Genomic DNA, 19,716 nt, shown 5'->3' with positions numbered 1-19,716 from the left:
AACTCCTATTCGATAATGGGCGAAATACCGAAAGCAATGGCCCCTTCACCCAAATGCGTCCCGATAACGGAACCAAATGACACGATTGGCAACTGACTAGTCACACCAGCCTGCTCCAACTGTTCTTTGAAACTATCTGCCTTTTCTGGGCAGTTGGCATGAATAATGGCCAGCTGGTAATTGCCGTCGGCTGTTTTTTCTTTAAGAATTTCCAAGAGACGTTTGACAGCCTTTTTCTCCGTCCGAACTTTCTCGTAGACTTCGATTTTCCCTTCATCCGTAAAATACAAAATCGGCTTGATACTGAGAAGGTTGCCGAGAATGGCTGCTGCGTTGGACAAGCGACCACCCTTGACCAAATGATCCAGGTCGTCCACCATGATAAAGGCAGACGTTTGGGCAATTTGTTGATCCAGTTTGGCACAGATTTCCTCAAAAGACTGACCGGCTGCTGCCCATTTCAATACATTTTCCACCATCATACCCAGTGGAGCTGACGTGATTTTGCTATCTGGAAAGGCGATTGTCAGCCCCTCAAATTCATCTGCCAGATATTGGATATTTTGGTAAAATCCAGAAATCCCTGATGAGAGAAAGAGACCGACTGCATGCGTGTAGCCATTGGCTTGCAGGGCTGTCAAAATTTCTTCCAACTCCAAGAGACTGGGTTGGCTGGTTTTTGGCAAATCCTCGGAGGCTGCCATTTTTTGATAAAATTCTTCGGCAGTCAGATTTTGTCCTTCGACAAAGGATTCCTCATCAATGGTGACCGGAATAGGCAAAACAAATACATCTTTGTTTGCAAGCGTCGTCGGCTGCAAGACGGCCGACGAATCCGTAATAATTGCTAATTTCATTTAGAACTCCAAATTGATACCTGGGGCATCGTAGGCTATTTCAGTAACATCGTAGGTCATGCGTTTCAGCATGTCCAAGAGAGGAGATACCAACTCTTTTTTCTCATCTTCAGTAAATTCGGTTGGTTCATTGATAATGCGACCGTCCACATGGACACCTTGGCTAAAGGCACCAGAAATCACATGATGATTCAAGACAATCATAAAGCGCAAGATAACAACCATGGTTGTCCGCTGTGCTTCTTCGTCCCTATTGACCAATTGAAAATCAACTTTCAAGCCAGTTTTTGGCTCACCATGCTCTTTTTCCAATTCTTTGTTGCGAGCATCAAAGTGATACTGGTTGACAAATTCTTTATCGCGAATGATTTTCATTTTCAAGACTCCTCTTAAACAATAATACTCACATTATACCATAAACCTTGTGAAATAGCTAAAAAACCTTGCCAACAGACAAGGTTTTTATATTCTTATTTAGGTTGACGTAGTGCTCCGTAAAGGACACCTGAAACTACTGCACCGATTGCAACATAAGCAAGGTATAAAAGTGGATTAGATGTAAGAGCAATGACGAAGATACCACCGTGTGGAGCCATCAATTGGATGCCTGACAAACCAACCAAGGCACCTGCAAGGGCAGAACCTGCGATAAAGCTTGGAATTGCACGAGCTGGGTCAGCAGCACCAAACGGAATCGCACCTTCAGTGATGAATGAAAGCCCCATAACGATGTTAGTCAAACCTGAATTGCGCTCTTCTTGAGTAAATTTATTTTTGTAAAGCAAGGTAGCAACGAATACTGCCAAAGGCGGAACCATACCACCTGCCATAACGGCTGCCATTGCGACAGAACCACCGTTCGCAACGGTTGCTGCAAGCGTACCTGTACCAAAGACATAGGCTGCCTTGTTAATTGGTCCACCCATATCGACAGCCATCATACCACCGAGGACAAGGCCGAGGAGAATAGCAGAGCTACCTTCAAGACCAGCAAGGAAGTTGTTCATACCAGTGTTGATTGCTGCCATTGGGATATTCACTAAGAACATCAAGAAACCAGTAATTGCTGTTCCCAAAAGTGGCAAGAGCAAGATTGCATTCAAACCTTGGAGTGATTTTGGCATATTACGCAAAGCATTGCGAAGTTTAAGAACTACACCACCAGCAAGGAAACCACCGACAAGCGCACCCAAGAAACCAGATGATACACCAGCAAGGGCAAGGGTTTCTTCACCACCAGCTGCATAAGGGATTTTACCGAAAGCAAGACCGTTTCCAGCAATAGCACCCGCTACGAAACCAGCTACCAAACCTGGTTTTTCAGCGATAGAGTAGGCAATGAAACCAGCCAAAAGTGGCAACATGAAGCCAAAGGCCGCTTGACCAATCTTCATGAACATTGAGGCGATTTCATTGTAAGAACCAAGATTGCCGAGTTGGTCACTTGGTACACCAAGTAGATTGTCAAACAAGAAGGCCAAGGCAATCAAGATACCACCACCGATGACGAATGGCAACATTTGAGAAACACCGCTCATCAAGTGTTTGTAGAAGGCTTTACCAAGGCTGAGTTTTTCAGCTGTTTCTTCTGCAACGGCACCTTCTGCCGCTGTGTAAGTTGATGCTTTTCCGTCCAAAATGGTGTTAATCAATTCTTCTGCTTGTTTGATACCAGCTGCGACTGGACGGGATACCAATGGTTTTCCGTTAAAGCGTGGCATTTCAACGGCCTTGTCTGCTGCAATTATGACACCGGCAGCTTTGGCAATATCGTCAGCTGTCAATTTGTTGCCGATACCTGACGCACCGTTGGTCTCAACCTTAATGTCTACGCCCATTTCCGCCGCTTGTTTTTTGAGAGCTTCTTCGGCCATGTAAGTGTGAGCAATACCAGTTGTACATGCTGTAACGGCAACGATAAATGGACGGTCACCACTTGGAGCTGTAGCAACTTCTTCAATCGCCTTGTCAGCGGCTTCAGCTGTATCGAATACTGCAATCACTTCTTCTGGATTTGTTGCCGCACGAAGTCTATCAGCAAAACCAGCTTTCATCAAGTATTTAGACAATTCAGCAAGGGCTGCCAAGTGCGTGTCGTTGGCACCTTCTGGAGCTGCAATCATGAAGAACAAGTCAGTTGGTTGACCATCAAGACTTGCATAGTCAACACCCTTATTTGATTTAGCAAAGAGGACAGTTGCTTCTTTTACAGCAGCATTCTTAGCATGTGGCATTGCGATGCCATCACCCAAACCAGTTGTGGTTTGCGCTTCGCGGTTGAGAATACCTGTTTTGAAAGTCTCAAAATCAGTCACAAATCCCTTGTCAACAAGGCTTGTAATCATTTCATCAATGACTGCTACTTTTTCTGTTGCTTGCAAATCTAGCAACATCACTTCTTTTCTTAGAAGGTCTTGAATTTTCATCGTTTTTCTACCTCGACTTTTTCATAAGTTTCCTTGATAAATGCGATACTTGCCAAATCATCTGAAAAGGCTGTTGCTGTACCGCAAGCAACTCCCCATTTTAGGGCTTCAATTGGGTCTTGAGAATGGACGTATTCACCTGTAAATCCTGCCACCATCGAATCACCAGCACCGACAGAGTTTTTGACGGTTCCTTTGATGGGTTTGGCAAAATAAGTCGCCTCAGGCGTCACCAAGAGCGCACCATCGCTTGCCATGGAAATGATGACGTTCTGGGCGCCCATATCCAAGATTTTCTTGGCATAGGTTTCAATGTCCTCAATTCCATTGAGTTCTACATTAAAAATAGCTTCCAACTCATGGTTGTTGGGTTTGACCAAGAGCGGTTGGTAGGCCAAGCAATCCAACAAGGTTTGTCCTTCGAAATCACAAACGACCTGCGCTCCTGCTTGTTTTGCGACAGGAATCAAACGATTGTAAACCTGATTGCCTAGACTAGCTGGCGCAGAACCTGCAAACACGACCGTGTCATTGGCTGTCAGACCTGCCAAAATCATTTCTAATTCGGCTAGTTGCGCCTCTGTTACAATCGGACCCAAGCCGTTGATTTCTGTCTCTTGGTCCGCCTTGATTTTTACATTTATGCGGGTATCTTGGTCAACTTGAATAAAATCCGTATCAATACCCTCGGCTACCAAGCTATCCTTGATGAATTGGCCAGTAAAACCACCGAGAAAACCTGTAGCGGTGTTGGAATGTTCCAATCGCTTCAAGATGCGACTGACGTTAATTCCCTTACCACCAGCATACTTATCATCACTCTCCATACGATTGACACTACCCGTCTCGACATGGTCAAGACGAATGATATAGTCAATGGCTGGGTTGAGCGTAACCGTATATATCATACTTCTATTACCCTCGTTTTTTCTTTGATAATATCCAACACATGGCTGTCGCTGGATTGACAGATAATGGAGGCTTTTTCGACTGCAGCAACCTTGACAAAGGAAAATTGACCAATTTTGGAGGCATCAGCCAGGACAAAACTTTCCTTGGCATTGTCCAAGACTGTCCGTTTTATGGTCGCCTCTTCGATGTCAGGCGTTGTCAAGAAATCCTTATCAATCCCGTTCATTCCCAAAAAGGCCTTGTCAAAATTAAGCTGTCGCAGTTGTTCTAAAGCCACTGCACCAATTGATGCATCGGTCGAACTTTTGACATTTCCACCAATGATAATAGTTTTAATCTGCTTTTCAACCAGTCGAACGGCGTGATGAATGGAGTTTGTCACGACTGTCAGGTTTTCTTGGTCCAGCAAATCAATCAAAAGCCCTGTCGTGGTGCCTGCATCCAGAAAAATCACATCCCCTGAAACAATCTGCTCTGCTGCTTTTTCAGCAACCTGTCGTTTTTCTTGAACGTTTTTGACAGATTTTTCATGTATGCTTTCTTCCAGTTGCAGATTGGCTGGCACCTCTGCACCACCGTGGACACGACGAAGTTTTCCTGCTGCCTCTAAATCATCCAAATCCCTACGCACCGTTGATTCTGAAGTGTTCAAGATGTCGACCAATTCTTCCAGACGGACAAACTGTTCTTCCTTTATCTTCTCAAGAATCACTTGTTTGCGTTCCGATTTGAGCATGTCACCACCTCCTGCAATCGCTTACAAAACCTATTATACACCAAAAAATTTCATTGTCAATCATTTTCTGTCAAATTCTTTCAAAAAATATCTAAAAACAGCAGGAAATTAAATTCCTGCCACTTCTTTTATCATTTTCTTCATTGCATCCATTTCTTCTGGTCGTCCGATAGCCATACGAATGTGATTGGCAAGGACGCCTTCGGAATAATATTTGAAATTCCAGTCTTTGGTAAGGGCGAATTCGTACAATTCCTTGCTCCAAGGCGCAGAAAAGGTCACAAAATTAGCTTGGCTAGGTAAAACACGGCAATCAGGAATGGCCTGCAAGAACTCGATAAACGCAGTGCGTATAGCTTTCAGCTCTGCTATTTTTTCAATAACCAAATCCCTATGAGCCAAGGCTAGTGTGCCGATTTTCGCCGTGACATTGGACAAACTATAGGGCGGAATAATCTTGTCCAGCTCAACAATCAACTGCTCCTGAGCTACCGCAAATCCAAGCCGGATGCCAGCTAGTCCAAAGGCCTTGGACAGGGTTCGCAGGACAATCAGATTGTCATACTGGTTGATTTTCTCTACAAAACTACTGCTGTCCGCAAACTCGATATAGGCCTCATCAATAACGACCAGACCATCGAATTGGGCGATAATTTTCTCGACTTGGACTGAGTCAAAAGCGACTGAAGAGGGATTATTAGGATTGGAAAACATGATCATCTTGGCCTTGACTGATTTGGCATAGTCCAGCAAATCATCCGCCTTGAGAACAAAGGTTTGCTTGTTTTGTGGCAGATCGTAAGAGACAAACTGACTACCATGTATCTGATTATAGACCTCGTACATGAAAAAGTCTGGATTGATGGTCAAAAAGACCTCATCGTGCTTGAGGGCGCCGATAATAATCATATGCACCAGAAAATCCGACCCGACTCCTGCTGTCACTTGTTGGGGCTGGACACCGAGATAATTGGCATAGATTTCAATCAATTCTGCGTAGCGATTGTCACCGTAAAAAGACAATTCGCCCGCTTTCAATTGCTCCAAACTTTCCTCCAACAAAAAAGTCCAGTCAATCAGGCGGTTTTCATTGTCGCCCAGATTGTGAACTGCCTGCCCCGGTAATTTATAGGGTTCTAAATCTTGTAAATCATCTCTAAATACTGTCATGCTTGCTCCTGAATTTGTTTTGGGTTGATTGGTTTGAACTCAAGAAAAACTTCCTTCGACACGGATGCTAATAACTATCTCTGCGGTGACCGATGACGAACACTTCAATGACAATTTCATCATCGTAAATATTTGCCAAAATCCGATAATTTCCTACACGATAACGCCATTCTCCTGACCGATTAGCTGTCAATTCCTTGCCATGCAGACGTGGGTTGTCGGTATGTGCAATGTTATTATCAATCCAAGTCAAGATTGATTTTCGAGTAAAAGCATCTAATTTCTTCAGTTGTTTTACGGCCTTTGAAGTATAGGTTAACTTATAGATCATAGCCCAAACTCCGCCATTAACTCCTCATGCGAAATACGAACTCCGTCATCCTCTGCCATAGCCTGACGAAGAACAGCCAAATCATATTCATCCTCGATCCTCTCCAACATAGCCTGACGCGCAAACTCTGAAATCGTCAGTCCATGCAACTGGATATAATTCTTAATCAATTTAGAATCCTCATCGTTAATCCGTAACGTCATAGTAGTCATCACCTGACCTCCTTTATAATACATTGTATTCAATTCAGGATAGAAAGTCAAGAAAAGCATGGCCTCTGAGATATTTCATCTATAAAAAGAGAAGCTAGCCTTTGGGCTTCTCCTCTCATCGACTTGTTTTGAGGCCTTTTGGCGTATTTTAGACGCAAATTTGCTAGAAGTACAACCAGCAAAAATCCTAAATAGGGAAACCTTAGCCAGCCCAGCTGACTTGGCAAAGCCCATGAAAAAATGCCTAAGCTACTAAAATTCGTCACTACAGCAATCGATATTTTTCCTATCGTAATCAAATACTGTCGTTTGAACACAAGAGATTGTTTTGATGTCGATAGGGTGATGTCCTCGCACTTCTCCCAGGGAATATGGCGTAAAATCCAGCAACCAAAATCCAATAGAGACAGCGATAAGATTAGAGCGTTTGATATTGGATCTGAAATTGACATAGGAAGTCACCTCACTTTCTAGGGATATTCTACTATGAGAGAGTTTTTTTGCAAGTTTTTTCCTGATAAATCTAGCCCAAAGATGCAACCAACAACTCCGCCACTGCTCATTCAGAAACCAATCACCTAATTTTTGATCGCATATTTGCCGCGTTAATCAAAAACCTCCCAAAGTTATTGAGAGGGTGAGATGCTTACAAATGAGCTTTAATAAATCGGTCAATACTGTCATTCATGACGCGAAGTGCCTTATTTTCCACTGGATAGTGACTGCAGTTTGGCAAATGAACGACTTCAACAGGAACTGTAGAAATGTGATTCAAAATAGGACGACCTAATTCATAAGGTGTCCACTTGTCTGCATCAGGCTGAGTGAGCAAAATAGGCGCAATATCAAAATCCTGCGGACTGATCTCGGGAACATAATTCATGTAGGACTGTAGGAAGTTGATAGAGGCTGGGTTGCCCGCTGAGGTTTTGACTTGCAAAAAGATTGCCAGTAATTCTTTGTCGTTGACAAGAGCAGACATTTTAGAAACCAAGGTCATCGGTAACTGCGTACTGCCTAATCCTAGAGCCTTACCTAGAGTTATGGCAGGTACCTCAATGCGTCCGGTCAAGATATGACTGATTGCCTTGTCTCTAACCAGCTGAGATTTATGGTCTAAAAAGGTCATGCCGATGATACCTCTGACCTTTGGATTGCAAGGTGAAAGTCTCTTGAGTTTGCAGACGACCGTTTTTTCTAAGATGGCTTTTGAAAAACCTGCGGTGAGCAGCTGCTCTTCCTTGGCCAGATTGCGGACGGAAGCTACCAGCTCCATGTCTGGAAACTGGCTGCGCACCTACTTAGCAAAGGCCTGACCAACACCGCTTGACCCAGCCCGAACCAAAATCCCATCTTCAGCTTCGATTTTGAGGTTTTTCATGGCGCCAAAGGCAGTATAGTAGGTCCAGGCACCGCAGCCAAATCAGCCCAATCCAAATCCGTCTCGATGGTATAAAGACTGCGGTTGGCACCAAGGCATACTCAGCATAACCGCCGTCAAAAGCCCATGATGGAAATCACCTTTTGCCCGACAGAGAAACGCTAGCTGTCACTGCTCTCTTCCACAAGCCCGACCAATTCAATCCCCAAAACCCGAGGAAAGGTCATGCTGGGCGAGAGGCCCTGTAAGGAAAAAGCAAAATATTTTTACTAATTTCTAAAATATAAGATTAGAACAGCAAAAAAGCCCTGAAGCTCAAGGCTTTCTAATATTATTTTACCTGCTACTTTCCAAATCCTCCACAATTTGACGGAAAAAGGCTTCATTAATCTTGTATTTCTTATGGTAAATAACATAGCTGAGTAGGATGACCAGCATGGGTAGAATCAGCATGGCAATTTTAAAAACCATAACATCCTGGCTAGACAAATCAGCTGGACCTTGGGCCTTGTTTAACTCGATCAATAATATGGTAAAGCCGACTACTCCTGCTGCCAAGGCTGAACCCATTTTGGCAATGAAAGGTTGAAGAGACAGCGTAATCGAATCGTTCCGCCGTCCTAATTTCCACTGACCGTATTCCACACAGTCGGAAATAAACATGAGCATCAAGATTTGAATAAAGCCCTCACCAAAGAAAACCAAGACGCCGGCAACGGAAACGGCGATGATTTCCTGAGCCATGAAAAAGAGAAGATAGCCCAGAACAACCAGTACCGTGCCCAAGGCATAGGTCTTTTTGCGCTCCAAACGCTGTGAAATCATAGGAAAACTTCCCAGTGCGGCTAGTTGAGACAGGGCCAGAACACCTGCAAACACACTGTACAAATCCTCATCCCCCATGATGAAATACCAAATGAGGTGGTCGTTGTATTGGCAATGGTAAAGAGCAGGAGGGAGATGACAATCCAGAGAAGCTGGTCATTTTTAACAATTACAGATAAGATTTCCTTGATTTAAGTCGTCTCCTGGGTCTTAACAATTGTTCTTTCTTCCTTGACCAGAATCAACATAAGCATGATGAACCCAACCATGACCAGGGATACTATCACAGAAAGAACAAAATAGGCTTGTCTCATCCCACCAAATAAACCGCTCAACCATTTTGTAAAAGGAATAATTCCCACCACAATGGTAAATATACCGATATCCGCGCAGATTTTGGCAATGGAACCAATCTTTTCACGCTCCCGACCATCACTAGAAAGAGCAGGAATCATGGACCAAAAGGCAATATCATGAGCGGTGTAGGTAATATCCCACATCAGGTAAACGAGGGTAAAAATCATCAGATAGACTGCCTCACTGACAGTATAGTCAACAAAGAGTAAAATGGTCAAAAGTGCAGAGCTAATGCTTCCCCAGAAAAGCCAGGGCTTGAATTTACCAAAGCGACACTTGGTATTGTCAATCATCATGCCACAGAAGGGGTCGTTGACCGCATCAAAAATCCGCAGGACCATCATGATAATAGTCACGATACCGATTCCCTTGCTGGACAATTGGCGGACATCCGTCAGATAATACATGAGATACATGGCAGTCAGTGCATAAACCATATCCCGCCCCAAAGTACCAATACCGAAAAAATAATTGGACTTTTTCATCGCTTGTTCCTCAATTCTTCATCTGGCAAGAGACCGGTCAAAATATCTTTTTCGCCGTGATGATAGTGGGATGGTTCCACAAATTCCTCATAGCATTCTTGGTCGACTTCTCCTTTTTCAATCAATTTCTTGTAGAAATAGAAAGAGAATTTCGGTGTTCGTTTCTGATTGTCATAATTGAGATGGATGAGGCCAAAACGCGGCAATTCTCCTTCTTTCCATTCAAAATTATCGGTAAAGCACCAGTGATAATAATGGGTAACAGGCAAACCACTGTCAACCAAGGCCTTCAAATGCTCATAGATAAAGCGGCATCTGAAGCTGTCTGTGTTGTCACAGGTTCCATTTTCAGTGATACGAATGGTAAGGGGGAGAATGTCGTGCAGCGCCTGACAGACCTTACCAATGCCTTCAGGATAAATTTCCCAGCCCAAATCATTCTTGATGGCATCCTGCTTGACTGTATCTTCAAAGCCTTTTATCAATCCACGAGAATAGTAATTGACACCGATATAGTCGATATACTGCCCCTGTTCTACCTTAGCCATGTTTTTGAAAGGATAGGAAAATTTTCCCAAAGCAAAAGCCTTGAAAACACCTGTGTGGAAAAGAAAATCAAGGGCTTTGGTCCCAAATCGATCCAGCGGAGAATGTGTCGCAGGCTGGAAATACCGCATGTGCATGGCAAAGGTAACAGTCACAGGACCCAAATCCTGTTTTCGATAATAGTCGTGAATCCACTTGTAAATGAGAATGTGGCTGGTCGCAAAGATACTGAGGACCTTAGTTGTCTTGAAGAAGTCTTTTTCTTCGTGGAGCCATTCGGCCAGAAAATAGGAATTGACCGCATAGACATTGGGTTCATTGATGGTGCAATAATCATCCACCAAATCTCCCAAGCGCTTGACAACTTCCTGAACGTAAGCAAGGAAAATTGGGATATTATCTTCTTTTTCAAATGACTTCAAGTCCTCAAACCAGATGGGATGGCTGAAGTGATAGAAGGTCAGAAGTACATATATACCTAGATCTTTCATCAGTTGAATTTCCTTGCGGTAATGTTCAAAGGCAGCATCATCAAATTGTCCCTGCACTGGCTCTAAACGACTCCATTCCAAACTCATTCGGTAGTGCTTGACCCCAAGCTCCTTCATGAAAGCAATGTCCTCTTCATAGCGATTCCAGTGGTCGGCAGCCCGTTTGACATTGGAACCGTCTGTAATTTTTCCAGCATCCGAATAGGCATTCCAGTTAGAACCCACTTCTCCTCCCTCGATTTGACTGGATGCCGTTGCCACACCAAGATAAATACCTTTTATATCTAGCATATAGAAACCTCCTATTTAAAAACATATCAACATACATTTTTATATCTTTATTTTAATACTTTTATCGCTAGAAATAAAGCAATTATAGGTAAACCAATGCCTCATAATTAACATTAGTATACTGGAAAAATTGGGCTGTCCATCACAAAAAAGACCTACTATCCAATAGTAAGTCTTCAGTCTTATCTTCTACTTCCGATACATTTTAAACTGTAGGAAGAGGTCATTATAGAGACCGAGCATTTCCTTGCCCAGGTTGTCATAGACTTCCATCTCTTTCATGGTTTCCTCGGAAGGATAGAAAGCCTCGTCATTTTGAGTTTCTTCATCCAACATAACCTTGGCTGCAGGAATCGGCGTTGAATAGCCGACATATTCCGCATTGCGCAGGGCATTTTCAGGACGAAGCATGAAGCTTATAAAGGCATGGGCACCATCGATGTTCTTAGCTGTCTTTGGAATGACCATATTGTCAAACCAGAGGTTAGAACCTTTTGACGGTACGACATAGCGCAGGTTTTCATTACCATCCAGCATTTCACTGGCCTCACCTGAGAAACTAACAGCAATAGCCGCCGCATCCTGAATCATGTAACCCTTGATTTCATCAGCAACAATAGCTTTGACATTTGGAGTCAAATTATAGAGATGTTCAGCAGCTTGGGCAATTTCGCCCTTATCCTGCGAATTGAGACTGTAGCCGAGAGATTGCAGACCAAAGCCCATGACCTCACGGACACCATCAATCAGCATGATATTGTCACGATATTCTTCAGACCACAAATCCTCCCATTCCCGTGGCGGATTGTCAACCATGGTTTCATTGTAAACAATTCCCAGGGTTCCCCAGAAATAAGGAATGGAATAATCATTGTTCTCATCAAAGCTGAGCCCCATAAATTGCGGGTCGATATTTTCCAATCCCTCAATTTTCGACTTATCCAACTTGATCAGCATATCTTCTTCAGCCATCTTAGAAATCATGTACTCAGACGGCACAGCCAAGTCATAGGTTGTCCCACCCTGCTGAATCTTTGTGTACATGGACTCGTTGGAATCAAAGGTCTGGTAATCAACCTGGATACCGGTTTCGGCGGTAAATTCGTCCAACAATTCTGGGTCGATATAATCACCCCAGTTATAGATGACCAATTTATCAGTGGTTCCTTGGGTAGAATCAGCCTCTAGTTTGCTAGAAATTCCCCAAAGCACGAGAATGATAACAAGAATACCAACAAAAAAAGATGTCAATCGTTTCATTAGTTTGCCTCCTTCTCACGCGAAATAAAGTAATAACCTACGACAAGCACAATACTGAAGAGGAAGACCAGGGTGGACAGGGCATTGATTTCCAAAGAAATCCCCTGACGAGCCCGTGAGTAAATCTCAACAGACAGGTTTGAGTAGCCATTTCCTGTGACAAAGAAGGTCACGGCAAAATCATCCAGCGAGTAGGTAAAGGCCATGAAGTAGCCTGCAATAATGGCTGGAGTCAAATAAGGCAACATGATTTCTCGGAGCATTTGCGGTTGCGTTGCCCCCAAGTCATAGGCTGCAGAAATCATATCAGCATTCATTTCTTTGAGTCGTGGCAAGACCATGAGGACCACAATCGGAATCGAAAAGGCAATGTGGCTAAGTAAGACAGAGACAAAGCCCAGCTGGAAACCAATCATGGTAAAGAGAATCAAGAAACTCGCACCAATCATAACGTCCGGTGCTACCATGAGGATATTGTTGATCGATAAAAGGGCATTCTGAAACTTCTGCTTGGACTGGTAGATATAAATGGCACCGAAGGTCCCGATAATTGTCGCAATCAGCGAGCTGAGGAAGGCTAAAAAGAAGGTTTGAGCCAAAATCAGCATCAGGCGACTATCTCCCAGCATGGCTGAGAAATGCTCTAACGTAAAACCAGTAAAGCCATTCATATCCCCACCTTCATTGAAGGCATAGAAAATCAAATAGAAAATTGGCAGATACAAGACAAGGAAGGCAATGGTTAGATAAATCTTTGCAAATTTTTTCATTTATTTCTTCCTCTCTTTCGTTAGCCACATAATGGCCAGCATGGCAAGAATCAAGACGACACCAATGGTGGAGCCCATGCCCCAGTTCTGGGTTGTCAAGAAATGCTGCTCAATGGCTGTACCCAGCGTAATCACACGGTTACCACCGATAAGCCGGGTCAACATAAACAAGCTCAAACTTGGGATAAAGACAGCCTGCACACCTGAACGAACACCATTCATGGACAGAGGAAAAATAACTTTTGTAAAGGTCTGCCAAGGAGTTGCCCCCAAATCTCGACTAGCATTGATAAGATTAGGATCTAAATCATCCAAGGCATTGAAAATCGGCAAAATCATGAAAGGAATTTCAATATAGGCCGCAACAGTGATAAATGAAAAATCTGTAAAGAGAATTTGCTGGGCACCCAGGCCAATAAATTCCAAGAACTGATTGACCGATCCATGTTGACCAAAAATTCCGATAAAGGCATAAGCCTTAAGCAAGAGGTTGACCCAAGTCGGCAGGATAATCAACATGAGCCAGAGCTGCTTGTGCTTGAGCTTGGTCAAAAAATAGGCTGTTGGATAGGATATCAGCAAAGTAACCAAGGTAATCAAACCTGCGTAAAAAATGGAGTTAAAACTCATCCGCAAGTAAGTATTATTTGGCGAGTTAAAGTAAGTTTGATAGTTGGCTAGGGTAAAGTTGCCATGAATATCAAAGAAAGACTTAAAGACAATCAGGGCAACAGGCGCCAGTACAAAGAGGAAAACCCATAAAGCATAGGGGATGGCAAAGAGCTTAGAGGTTTTCTTCATTGCGTTCCTCCTCAATGGCATTGATCAAGCCATCTTCCACTTCTTCGACTTCTACATATTCCTCGATACGGGCATCAAATTCTTCTTCCGTTTCGTTGAGACGCATGATATGGATGTCTTCTGGTTCAAAGTCCAGACCGATGACCTCACCGACAATAGCCTTGCGCGTCGAGTGAATCATCCACTCATTGCCCAAATCATCATAGGCGATGATTTCGTAATGAACCCCACGGAAGAGCTGGGTATCCACCTTAACCTGCAACTTGCCTTCTTCAGGCAGGGTAATCCGCAAATCTTCCGGACGGATGACCACTTGTACCTCTTCATTTGGACGCATACCACCGTCCACAGCCTCAAAACGCTTGCCGTTAAACTCAACCAGGTAGTCCTCAAGCATGCGACCAGGCAGAATATTGGACTCCCCGATAAAGGTCGCTACAAAATGGTTGATTGGCTCATCATAAATGTCAACTGGTGTCCCTGATTGGACAATTTCACCATCATTCATGACGAAAATCCAGTCAGACATAGCCAGCGCCTCTTCCTGGTCGTGAGTAACAAAGACAAAGGTAATGCCCAGACGCTGCTGCAATTCACGCAATTCGTATTGCATCTCAGTCCGTAATTTCAAGTCAAGAGCTGATAAAGGCTCATCTAGCAAGACAACGCGCGGTTGGTTGATGATTGCACGCGCAATGGCCACACGCTGACGTTGACCTCCAGACAATTTCTGGATGGCACGGTTCTCATAACCAGATAAACGAACCATCTGCAGAGCCTCTTTGACACGGCGGTCAATTTCAGCCTTATCAACCTTGCGTAATTTTAGTGGAAAAGCCACATTTTCAAAGACGGTCATATGCGGGAAAAGGGCATATGATTGAAAGACAGTATGGACATCCCGCTTGTTGGTCGGAACATCATTGATCCGCTGTCCATCCAGATAAATGTCACCAGACGTCGCATCCAGGAGACCTGCGATAATATTCAAAATCGTTGATTTACCGGAACCAGAAGCACCAAGCAACGTGTAAAACTTGCCTTCTTCCAGTTCAAAACTAATGTTTTTCAAGACAGTTGTTCCACTGTCCTCGAAGACCTTAGAAACGTCTTTAAATTCAATAATTGGCTTTTTCAATTCTCATAAATTCCTTCTTTAGGTAAACTAACAGATTCCAGGCTCTGTTGGGCCTATACCACCTCGTGGGCAAGAAAACTGCCCGTCATACTACCTGCTACGATAAGCCTCACCCCCGCAATTGTACCGCTGATTACAAACTATCGCCGATAATCCGTACCTCTCTCTCCAAGGTTACTCCTGAACATTCTTTGACTGTTTCAATGACATGAGCAATCAAGTTCTCATAATCCTGAGCTGACCCATCCGCTACATTGACCATAAAGCCTGCATGCTTTTCCGAAACTTCCACACCGCCAATACGATGCCCCATGAGACCGGCCTCCATGATGAGCTGGCCAGCAAACATTCCTGGTGGACGCTTAAAGACAGATCCACAAGAAGGATACTCCAGTGGTTGCTTAAGCTCGCGCAAATGTGTCAATCGGTCCATTTCATATTTGATAACCGGATGATTACCAGGCTTCAAGGCAAATTTGGCAGATAGGACAATTGCCCCATTTTCCTGCAGGATAGATGACCGATAACCAAAGCGCAAATCACGATTGTCCAAGGTTTCGACATAACCAGCAGGTGTTAAAATTTGTGCAGATACCAAGATATGAGCCACTTCACCACCATAAGCACCGGCATTCATATAAACAGCACCGCCGACACTACCAGGAATGCCGCAGGCAAATTCAAAGCCAGTCAAGGAATGAAAGAGGGCAACCTTGGTCGTCTCAATCAGGTTGGCACCTGCCTCAGCCTCAATCGTATAGCCAGAAACCATCACTGAGTTGAGCTTATCCATCCTGATAACAAAGCCCCTGATGCCACCATCACGGACGATAATATTACTAGAATTTCCTAAAACCTGCCAGGGAATACCTTCACGATTGGCAAATTCTACGATGCGTACGATCTCATAGCGATTACGTGGAAAAGCCAGGTAGTCTACTGCACCCCCGACTTTTGTATACGTATATTCCTTTAAGGGCTCATCAAATCGAATATCGATTCCCTCAAGGTCCTGTCTAATCTTATCCTTCATTATCATTCTCATTTCAAAAATAGATATACGGTTCATATTATACCAAAAATTTAACTAGATTACGATTATTTTTGGATAATTGCATCAAAAACAAAAAATACAGTTCCCTCAAGAACCGTATTTTGTTTAGGATACCTTAATCCCGTCTTTATCTACCTGTAAGATATGCACACTGCCGTCCAATTCAAGCTTTTCTATGGCAATTTTAATGGCCTCTTCCTTATCCTTAGAGGTTAGTACCATAACGGTTGGACCTGCTCCAGAAAGGTAGGTTGCATAAGCACCCAACTCCTGAGCTGTTTGCTTGATAGGGCAAAATTCCTTGACCAAAAGTTGGCGATGAGGCTCGTGGAACATATCTGATTGGATAAGTTGACCAGCTTTTTCCAAATCACCAACCATAAGACTGGCAATAGCGACGTTGGCAATACTGCTTGCTGCCACGGCCTTCTTATAGCCCATCTGCGCTGGCAGAACTCCACGGCTTTCACTGGTCCGCAGAGGATAGTTGGGAATAAAAGCGATAAAGCTGGCCTCTGGGAAGTCCGTCACAACAGCATGGACTTTCTTATTGACATAGCTGGCAATAACTAGATTTCCATAAATGGCTGGCGCTACATTATCAGGATGACCTTCTATCTTAGTTGCCAATTGCAACTTTTCTTCCTGGCTGAGGTTCAATTGACCCAATAGATTGGCCAACTCAATCCCTGCTACAATGACAGAGCTGGACGAACCTAAGCCACGGGCCAAAGGAACATCGCTTGTCATTTTCAAGCGGTGAGGTGGCAGGTTTTTGGAAACTTTCAAAGCTGTCTTAATCAGCAGATTACTCTTATCAGATGGAACATGCTCTAGGTCATGCTCAATAAACCATTCATCTGCAGGCGCTAGAATTTCAATGGTTAGGTATTTTGAGAGGGCAACACCGACCGAGTCAAAACCTGGTCCTATATTGGCTGAAGTAGCTGGAACTGTAATTTTCATGCTTATTCTCCCAAGACCTTGAAAGTATTTAAGACAGTGAAGTCCTCAGCCTGGGCAAGCTTTTCAGTCACATTTTCTAGCTGGGTCTTGCTCATCTCATGGGTCACGATAACCAGTCGAGCTGTCTCACCGTTTGCCTCCTTCTGCAGAATTTGCTTGAAGGAGATTTCTTCAGAGTTGAAAATTTCTGCCAAACGGAGCATTTTTCCGTTCTGGTCAGATGCTACGATAGAGAAATAATATTCGCTCATCACATCAGACGGAGCTGCCAACTGGAGCGGACGGCTGTACTCATTAAATGCTTTACCAATCGTACCATCTTTCAGACGACGAACAATGCGAATCAAGTCGGCAGTCACGCTAGTAGCTGTTGGTTTTTGTCCGGCACCTGGTCCGTAGTACATAGACTGGCCGATACCAATGGACTCGACAAAGACCGCATTCATAACACCATTGACACTAGCAAGCGGGTGATTTTTTGGCAGGAAGGTTGGTGACACTTCTGCTGCAATTCCAGAAGCTGTTTCACGAATATCCCCTACCAACTTGATGACATAGCCAAGCTCTTGTGCTACTGCTACATCTTCAGGTGTGATATTGGAAATTCCCTTGTGGGCAACGTGGTCAAAATCAACAGTCATACCAAAGGCAAATTGGCTGAGGATAACAGCCTTATAGGCTGCATCAATTCCTTCAACGTCGTTGGTCGGATCTGACTCTGCGTAACCTAGTTCCTGGGCTGTCTGCAGGGCTGTTTCGTAAGTCCATCCTTCGTCTAGCATCTTGGTCAGCATGAAGTTAGATGTCCCATTCAAGACACCCAAAACGCGGGTAATACTATCCGCAGCAAGAGAATTGACTAAGGTACGCAAGACTGGAATACCGCCTGCAACCGCTGCTTCGTAGTAAAGGGCCAGTCCTTTTTCCTGAGCCAGAGTACGCAATTCACTGCCATGCACAGCCAACAGGTCTTTGTTAGCTGTCACGATATGCTTGCCTGCCTCCAAAGCGCGTGTGATGAAAGTTTTTGCTGGCTCGATACGTCCCATAAGCTCAACGACAATAGCAATGTCGTCATCTGCCAAAATCTCGTCAATGTTGGTAACGAAATCATAGTCATGGCCTGCAGCCAATAAACGCTCTTTTTCCGCATCGTCCTTTACAAGTACCTTTGAAACCACGATACTGTCTTGGGCTGCCAATTCAATCTTTTCCTTATTTTCTGTCAGAAGGAATGGCACACCACTCGCTACCGTACCAAACCCCAATAATCCAATCTTAACTACCATATTATCTCCTTAAAACTATTTTTCCTATTATACCAAATATTCTGACTATTTGGCAAAAATTTTGGTATAATTAAAGTAGTAAGCAGAATTATATATATTGAGGTAGTGAATATGGCGAAGAGGAAGCATGGGCGACACAAGCATCAAAAAGTGAAAAGATTTCCAGTAATATTTACTCTGCTGAGTGTTTTGCTGATTGGAACCCTTGTTTTTTGCCTCGTCTACTTCTATCAAGACCCAGGATCCAGAACAGACTTGGTCCAGCAAACTCCAGAAACCCCTAAAGAAGAGATTGATACGACTCCTTCACAGAAAACTGGTCCTGAAGAAGTAACTTGGGTTAAACAAGAAAGTCCGGTCCGCCTGCCCATTCTGATGTACCATGCTATCCATGTCATGGCTCCTGAAGAGGCTGCCAACGCCAATTTAATTGTAGATCCTTCTACGTTTGAAAGTCATCTCAAGGCCCTCCAGGAAGCTGGCTATTACACCCTTTCACCTGAAGAAGCTCTGCGGGTTCTCAGGGACAATGAAGTTCCTGACGGCAAGAAAGTCGTCTGGCTAACTTTCGATGATAGCCTCTGGGATTTCCATAGCCATGCCTATCCTTTGCTTAAGCAGTACCAGATGAAGGCTACCAACTTTGTTATCACTGGTTTTACGGAAAATGGCACAGCGGGCTACCTGACTGTCGATCAGATGCTGGAGATGAAAGAGCACGATATGTCTTTCCAAGGTCATACGGTCAATCATCCCGACCTGGCACAAAGCAGCCTTGATAGCCAATCCATTGAGCTATCCTACTCCAAACAATTCCTAAACCAGCAACTTAGTCAGGAAACCATTGCTCTTGCCTATCCTGCTGGTCGCTATTCAGCCGATACCCTGGCTGTGGCAGAAAATACCGGCTACCAATTGGGATTGACCACCAACCATGACCTGGCTACTGTTGATAACGGAATGCTTAGTTTAAATCGTCTGAGGGTATTGCCAACGACCACTGCCGACATCTTGCTAGAGATGATTCAAGCCGACTGACATAGAGATACAAGAAAAGATGACCTCATACGAAATCATCTTTTTCTTTTTATATTCCTTTGGACTGCAGCAGCTGCGCATCAAAGTCTGTTGCTGGGCGCCAACCCTTGGCTAATAAGTCTCTGATATGGAGTTTATTATAGAATGCCGCCATGACAATATTGACGATAAAGACAAGATAGCCCTTTTCTATTGAGTAGGCGTAGTTACCAAGAGCTGCATTGGCCAGTAGCATAATAGCCGCCCATTTCCAATCCCGTCTAAAGACGGCAACCCACATGGTAAATAACAGGGTCGTCCAAGAAAAACCAAGGGGAGCCTGTTTAAATTGTCCCCGATGATTGGTCAGATTTACTTTCATTTCTATCTCCTCTTCTAAT

22 protein-coding genes are annotated in these 19,716 nt (G+C 43.9%); 1 reads left to right on the top strand and 21 read right to left on the bottom strand.

Annotated features, from left to right (window positions below):
* Positions 1–5 precede the first annotated feature (5 nt).
* From AB1F57_RS07435 to AB1F57_RS07340, 20 genes are all read right to left on the bottom strand, one after another.
* On the bottom strand, positions 6–857 hold the full coding sequence (locus AB1F57_RS07435; RefSeq protein WP_105138684.1) for a DegV family protein: 852 nt from the start codon (positions 855–857) through the stop codon (positions 6–8).
* Positions 858–1,232 (bottom strand): DUF1149 family protein, encoded by a 375-nt coding sequence (locus AB1F57_RS07430; RefSeq protein ID WP_167785522.1) that lies wholly within the window; start codon positions 1,230–1,232, stop codon positions 858–860.
* Positions 1,233–1,327: 95 nt separating this feature from the next.
* Positions 1,328–3,283 carry a fructose-specific PTS transporter subunit EIIC gene (locus AB1F57_RS07425; RefSeq protein WP_367985556.1) on the bottom strand — a complete coding sequence of 652 codons (1,956 nt, stop codon included), beginning with the start codon at positions 3,281–3,283 and terminating at the stop codon, positions 1,328–1,330.
* Positions 3,280–4,191 (bottom strand): 1-phosphofructokinase, encoded by a 912-nt coding sequence (gene pfkB / locus AB1F57_RS07420; RefSeq protein WP_367985555.1) that lies wholly within the window; start codon positions 4,189–4,191, stop codon positions 3,280–3,282. The genes AB1F57_RS07425 and pfkB overlap by 4 nt, the downstream gene beginning before the upstream one ends.
* Positions 4,188–4,931, bottom strand: a complete 744-nt coding sequence (locus AB1F57_RS07415) for a DeoR/GlpR family DNA-binding transcription regulator (RefSeq protein WP_167785519.1) — start codon at positions 4,929–4,931, stop codon at positions 4,188–4,190. Before AB1F57_RS07415 ends, pfkB begins: the two co-directional genes overlap by 4 nt.
* A 108-nt stretch (positions 4,932–5,039) precedes the next feature.
* On the bottom strand, positions 5,040–6,101 hold the full coding sequence (locus AB1F57_RS07410) for an aminotransferase class I/II-fold pyridoxal phosphate-dependent enzyme (protein ID WP_367985554.1): 1,062 nt from the start codon (positions 6,099–6,101) through the stop codon (positions 5,040–5,042).
* Between the two features lie 67 nt (positions 6,102–6,168).
* Positions 6,169–6,432: a type II toxin-antitoxin system RelE/ParE family toxin gene (locus AB1F57_RS07405; protein WP_105137424.1), complete on the bottom strand. Its 264-nt coding sequence runs from the start codon at positions 6,430–6,432 to the stop codon at positions 6,169–6,171.
* The gene (relB, locus tag AB1F57_RS07400) at positions 6,429–6,644 is read right to left on the bottom strand and encodes a type II toxin-antitoxin system RelB family antitoxin (RefSeq protein ID WP_105111980.1); all 216 of its coding nucleotides are present in this window, start codon (positions 6,642–6,644) and stop codon (positions 6,429–6,431) included. The genes AB1F57_RS07405 and relB overlap by 4 nt, the downstream gene beginning before the upstream one ends.
* Before the next feature lie 47 nt (positions 6,645–6,691).
* The gene (locus AB1F57_RS07395; RefSeq protein WP_167785517.1) at positions 6,692–7,096 is read right to left on the bottom strand and encodes a hypothetical protein; all 405 of its coding nucleotides are present in this window, start codon (positions 7,094–7,096) and stop codon (positions 6,692–6,694) included.
* A 194-nt stretch (positions 7,097–7,290) separates the two neighbouring features.
* Positions 7,291–7,920: an alpha/beta hydrolase gene (locus AB1F57_RS07390; RefSeq protein ID WP_174851711.1), complete on the bottom strand. Its 630-nt coding sequence runs from the start codon at positions 7,918–7,920 to the stop codon at positions 7,291–7,293.
* A gap of 441 nt (positions 7,921–8,361) precedes the next feature.
* Positions 8,362–8,928 (bottom strand): MFS transporter, encoded by a 567-nt coding sequence (locus tag AB1F57_RS07385; RefSeq protein WP_367985553.1) that lies wholly within the window; start codon positions 8,926–8,928, stop codon positions 8,362–8,364.
* 113 nt (positions 8,929–9,041) lie between these two features.
* Positions 9,042–9,692, bottom strand: coding sequence for an MFS transporter (locus tag AB1F57_RS07380; RefSeq protein WP_367985552.1), 651 nt, complete (start codon positions 9,690–9,692; stop codon positions 9,042–9,044).
* Positions 9,689–11,020, bottom strand: coding sequence for a glycoside hydrolase family 1 protein (locus AB1F57_RS07375; protein WP_367985551.1), 1,332 nt, complete (start codon positions 11,018–11,020; stop codon positions 9,689–9,691). The genes AB1F57_RS07380 and AB1F57_RS07375 overlap by 4 nt, the downstream gene beginning before the upstream one ends.
* A gap of 189 nt (positions 11,021–11,209) precedes the next feature.
* The gene (locus AB1F57_RS07370) at positions 11,210–12,280 is read right to left on the bottom strand and encodes an ABC transporter substrate-binding protein (RefSeq protein ID WP_367985550.1); all 1,071 of its coding nucleotides are present in this window, start codon (positions 12,278–12,280) and stop codon (positions 11,210–11,212) included.
* Positions 12,280–13,050 (bottom strand): ABC transporter permease, encoded by a 771-nt coding sequence (locus tag AB1F57_RS07365; RefSeq protein ID WP_105137429.1) that lies wholly within the window; start codon positions 13,048–13,050, stop codon positions 12,280–12,282. Before AB1F57_RS07365 ends, AB1F57_RS07370 begins: the two co-directional genes overlap by 1 nt.
* Complete coding sequence (locus AB1F57_RS07360) at positions 13,051–13,851, bottom strand: ABC transporter permease (protein WP_167785512.1); 801 nt, start codon at positions 13,849–13,851, stop codon at positions 13,051–13,053.
* Positions 13,835–14,989, bottom strand: a complete 1,155-nt coding sequence (locus AB1F57_RS07355; protein WP_105137431.1) for an ABC transporter ATP-binding protein — start codon at positions 14,987–14,989, stop codon at positions 13,835–13,837. Before AB1F57_RS07355 ends, AB1F57_RS07360 begins: the two co-directional genes overlap by 17 nt.
* A gap of 133 nt (positions 14,990–15,122) precedes the next feature.
* Complete coding sequence (murB, locus tag AB1F57_RS07350) at positions 15,123–16,022, bottom strand: UDP-N-acetylmuramate dehydrogenase (RefSeq protein WP_167785511.1); 900 nt, start codon at positions 16,020–16,022, stop codon at positions 15,123–15,125.
* Between the two features lie 126 nt (positions 16,023–16,148).
* The gene (gene thrB / locus AB1F57_RS07345; RefSeq protein ID WP_105137433.1) at positions 16,149–17,009 is read right to left on the bottom strand and encodes a homoserine kinase; all 861 of its coding nucleotides are present in this window, start codon (positions 17,007–17,009) and stop codon (positions 16,149–16,151) included.
* 2 nt (positions 17,010–17,011) lie between these two features.
* A complete protein-coding gene (locus tag AB1F57_RS07340) occupies positions 17,012–18,298 on the bottom strand; it encodes a homoserine dehydrogenase (RefSeq protein ID WP_367985549.1) in 1,287 nt (428 codons plus the stop codon).
* A gap of 255 nt (positions 18,299–18,553) precedes the next feature.
* Here AB1F57_RS07340 and AB1F57_RS07335 point away from each other — a divergent pair, with 255 nt between their 5' ends.
* Positions 18,554–19,336: a polysaccharide deacetylase family protein gene (locus AB1F57_RS07335; protein ID WP_367985548.1), complete on the top strand. Its 783-nt coding sequence runs from the start codon at positions 18,554–18,556 to the stop codon at positions 19,334–19,336.
* Positions 19,337–19,385: 49 nt separating this feature from the next.
* Here the strand turns inward: AB1F57_RS07335 and AB1F57_RS07330 are convergent, their stop codons facing one another.
* Positions 19,386–19,697, bottom strand: coding sequence for a hypothetical protein (locus AB1F57_RS07330; RefSeq protein WP_105137436.1), 312 nt, complete (start codon positions 19,695–19,697; stop codon positions 19,386–19,388).
* Between the last annotated feature and the right edge of the window lie 19 nt (positions 19,698–19,716).

Origin of the sequence: Streptococcus nasisuis (assembly GCF_040836615.1) — a bacterium.
Lineage (GTDB): Bacteria > Bacillota > Bacilli > Lactobacillales > Streptococcaceae > Streptococcus > Streptococcus suis_V.
The sequence above is the reverse complement of the archived record's forward strand: the minus strand, read 5'-3'. Positions and strand labels throughout refer to the sequence as shown.

Bases quoted from the DNA above. Each gene is read 5' to 3' on its own strand.
- AB1F57_RS07435 (WP_105138684.1), bottom strand. From the start codon at position 857: ATGAAATTAGCAATTATTACGGATTCGTCGGCCGTCTTGCAGCCGACG.
- AB1F57_RS07430 (WP_167785522.1), bottom strand. From the start codon at position 1,232: ATGAAAATCATTCGCGATAAAGAATTTGTCAACCAGTATCACTTTGAT.
- AB1F57_RS07425 (WP_367985556.1), bottom strand. From the start codon at position 3,283: ATGAAAATTCAAGACCTTCTAAGAAAAGAAGTGATGTTGCTAGATTTG.
- pfkB (WP_367985555.1), bottom strand. From the start codon at position 4,191: ATGATATATACGGTTACGCTCAACCCAGCCATTGACTATATCATTCGT.
- AB1F57_RS07415 (WP_167785519.1), bottom strand. From the start codon at position 4,931: ATGCTCAAATCGGAACGCAAACAAGTGATTCTTGAGAAGATAAAGGAA.
- AB1F57_RS07410 (WP_367985554.1), bottom strand. From the start codon at position 6,101: ATGACAGTATTTAGAGATGATTTACAAGATTTAGAACCCTATAAATTA.
- AB1F57_RS07405 (WP_105137424.1), bottom strand. From the start codon at position 6,432: ATGATCTATAAGTTAACCTATACTTCAAAGGCCGTAAAACAACTGAAG.
- relB (WP_105111980.1), bottom strand. From the start codon at position 6,644: ATGACTACTATGACGTTACGGATTAACGATGAGGATTCTAAATTGATT.
- AB1F57_RS07395 (WP_167785517.1), bottom strand. From the start codon at position 7,096: ATGTCAATTTCAGATCCAATATCAAACGCTCTAATCTTATCGCTGTCT.
- AB1F57_RS07390 (WP_174851711.1), bottom strand. From the start codon at position 7,920: ATGGAGCTGGTAGCTTCCGTCCGCAATCTGGCCAAGGAAGAGCAGCTG.
- AB1F57_RS07385 (WP_367985553.1), bottom strand. From the start codon at position 8,928: ATGGGGGATGAGGATTTGTACAGTGTGTTTGCAGGTGTTCTGGCCCTG.
- AB1F57_RS07380 (WP_367985552.1), bottom strand. From the start codon at position 9,692: ATGAAAAAGTCCAATTATTTTTTCGGTATTGGTACTTTGGGGCGGGAT.
- AB1F57_RS07375 (WP_367985551.1), bottom strand. From the start codon at position 11,020: ATGCTAGATATAAAAGGTATTTATCTTGGTGTGGCAACGGCATCCAGT.
- AB1F57_RS07370 (WP_367985550.1), bottom strand. From the start codon at position 12,280: ATGAAACGATTGACATCTTTTTTTGTTGGTATTCTTGTTATCATTCTC.
- AB1F57_RS07365 (WP_105137429.1), bottom strand. From the start codon at position 13,050: ATGAAAAAATTTGCAAAGATTTATCTAACCATTGCCTTCCTTGTCTTG.
- AB1F57_RS07360 (WP_167785512.1), bottom strand. From the start codon at position 13,851: ATGAAGAAAACCTCTAAGCTCTTTGCCATCCCCTATGCTTTATGGGTT.
- murB (WP_167785511.1), bottom strand. From the start codon at position 16,022: ATGAAGGATAAGATTAGACAGGACCTTGAGGGAATCGATATTCGATTT.
- thrB (WP_105137433.1), bottom strand. From the start codon at position 17,009: ATGAAAATTACAGTTCCAGCTACTTCAGCCAATATAGGACCAGGTTTT.
- AB1F57_RS07340 (WP_367985549.1), bottom strand. From the start codon at position 18,298: ATGGTAGTTAAGATTGGATTATTGGGGTTTGGTACGGTAGCGAGTGGT.
- AB1F57_RS07330 (WP_105137436.1), bottom strand. From the start codon at position 19,697: ATGAAAGTAAATCTGACCAATCATCGGGGACAATTTAAACAGGCTCCC.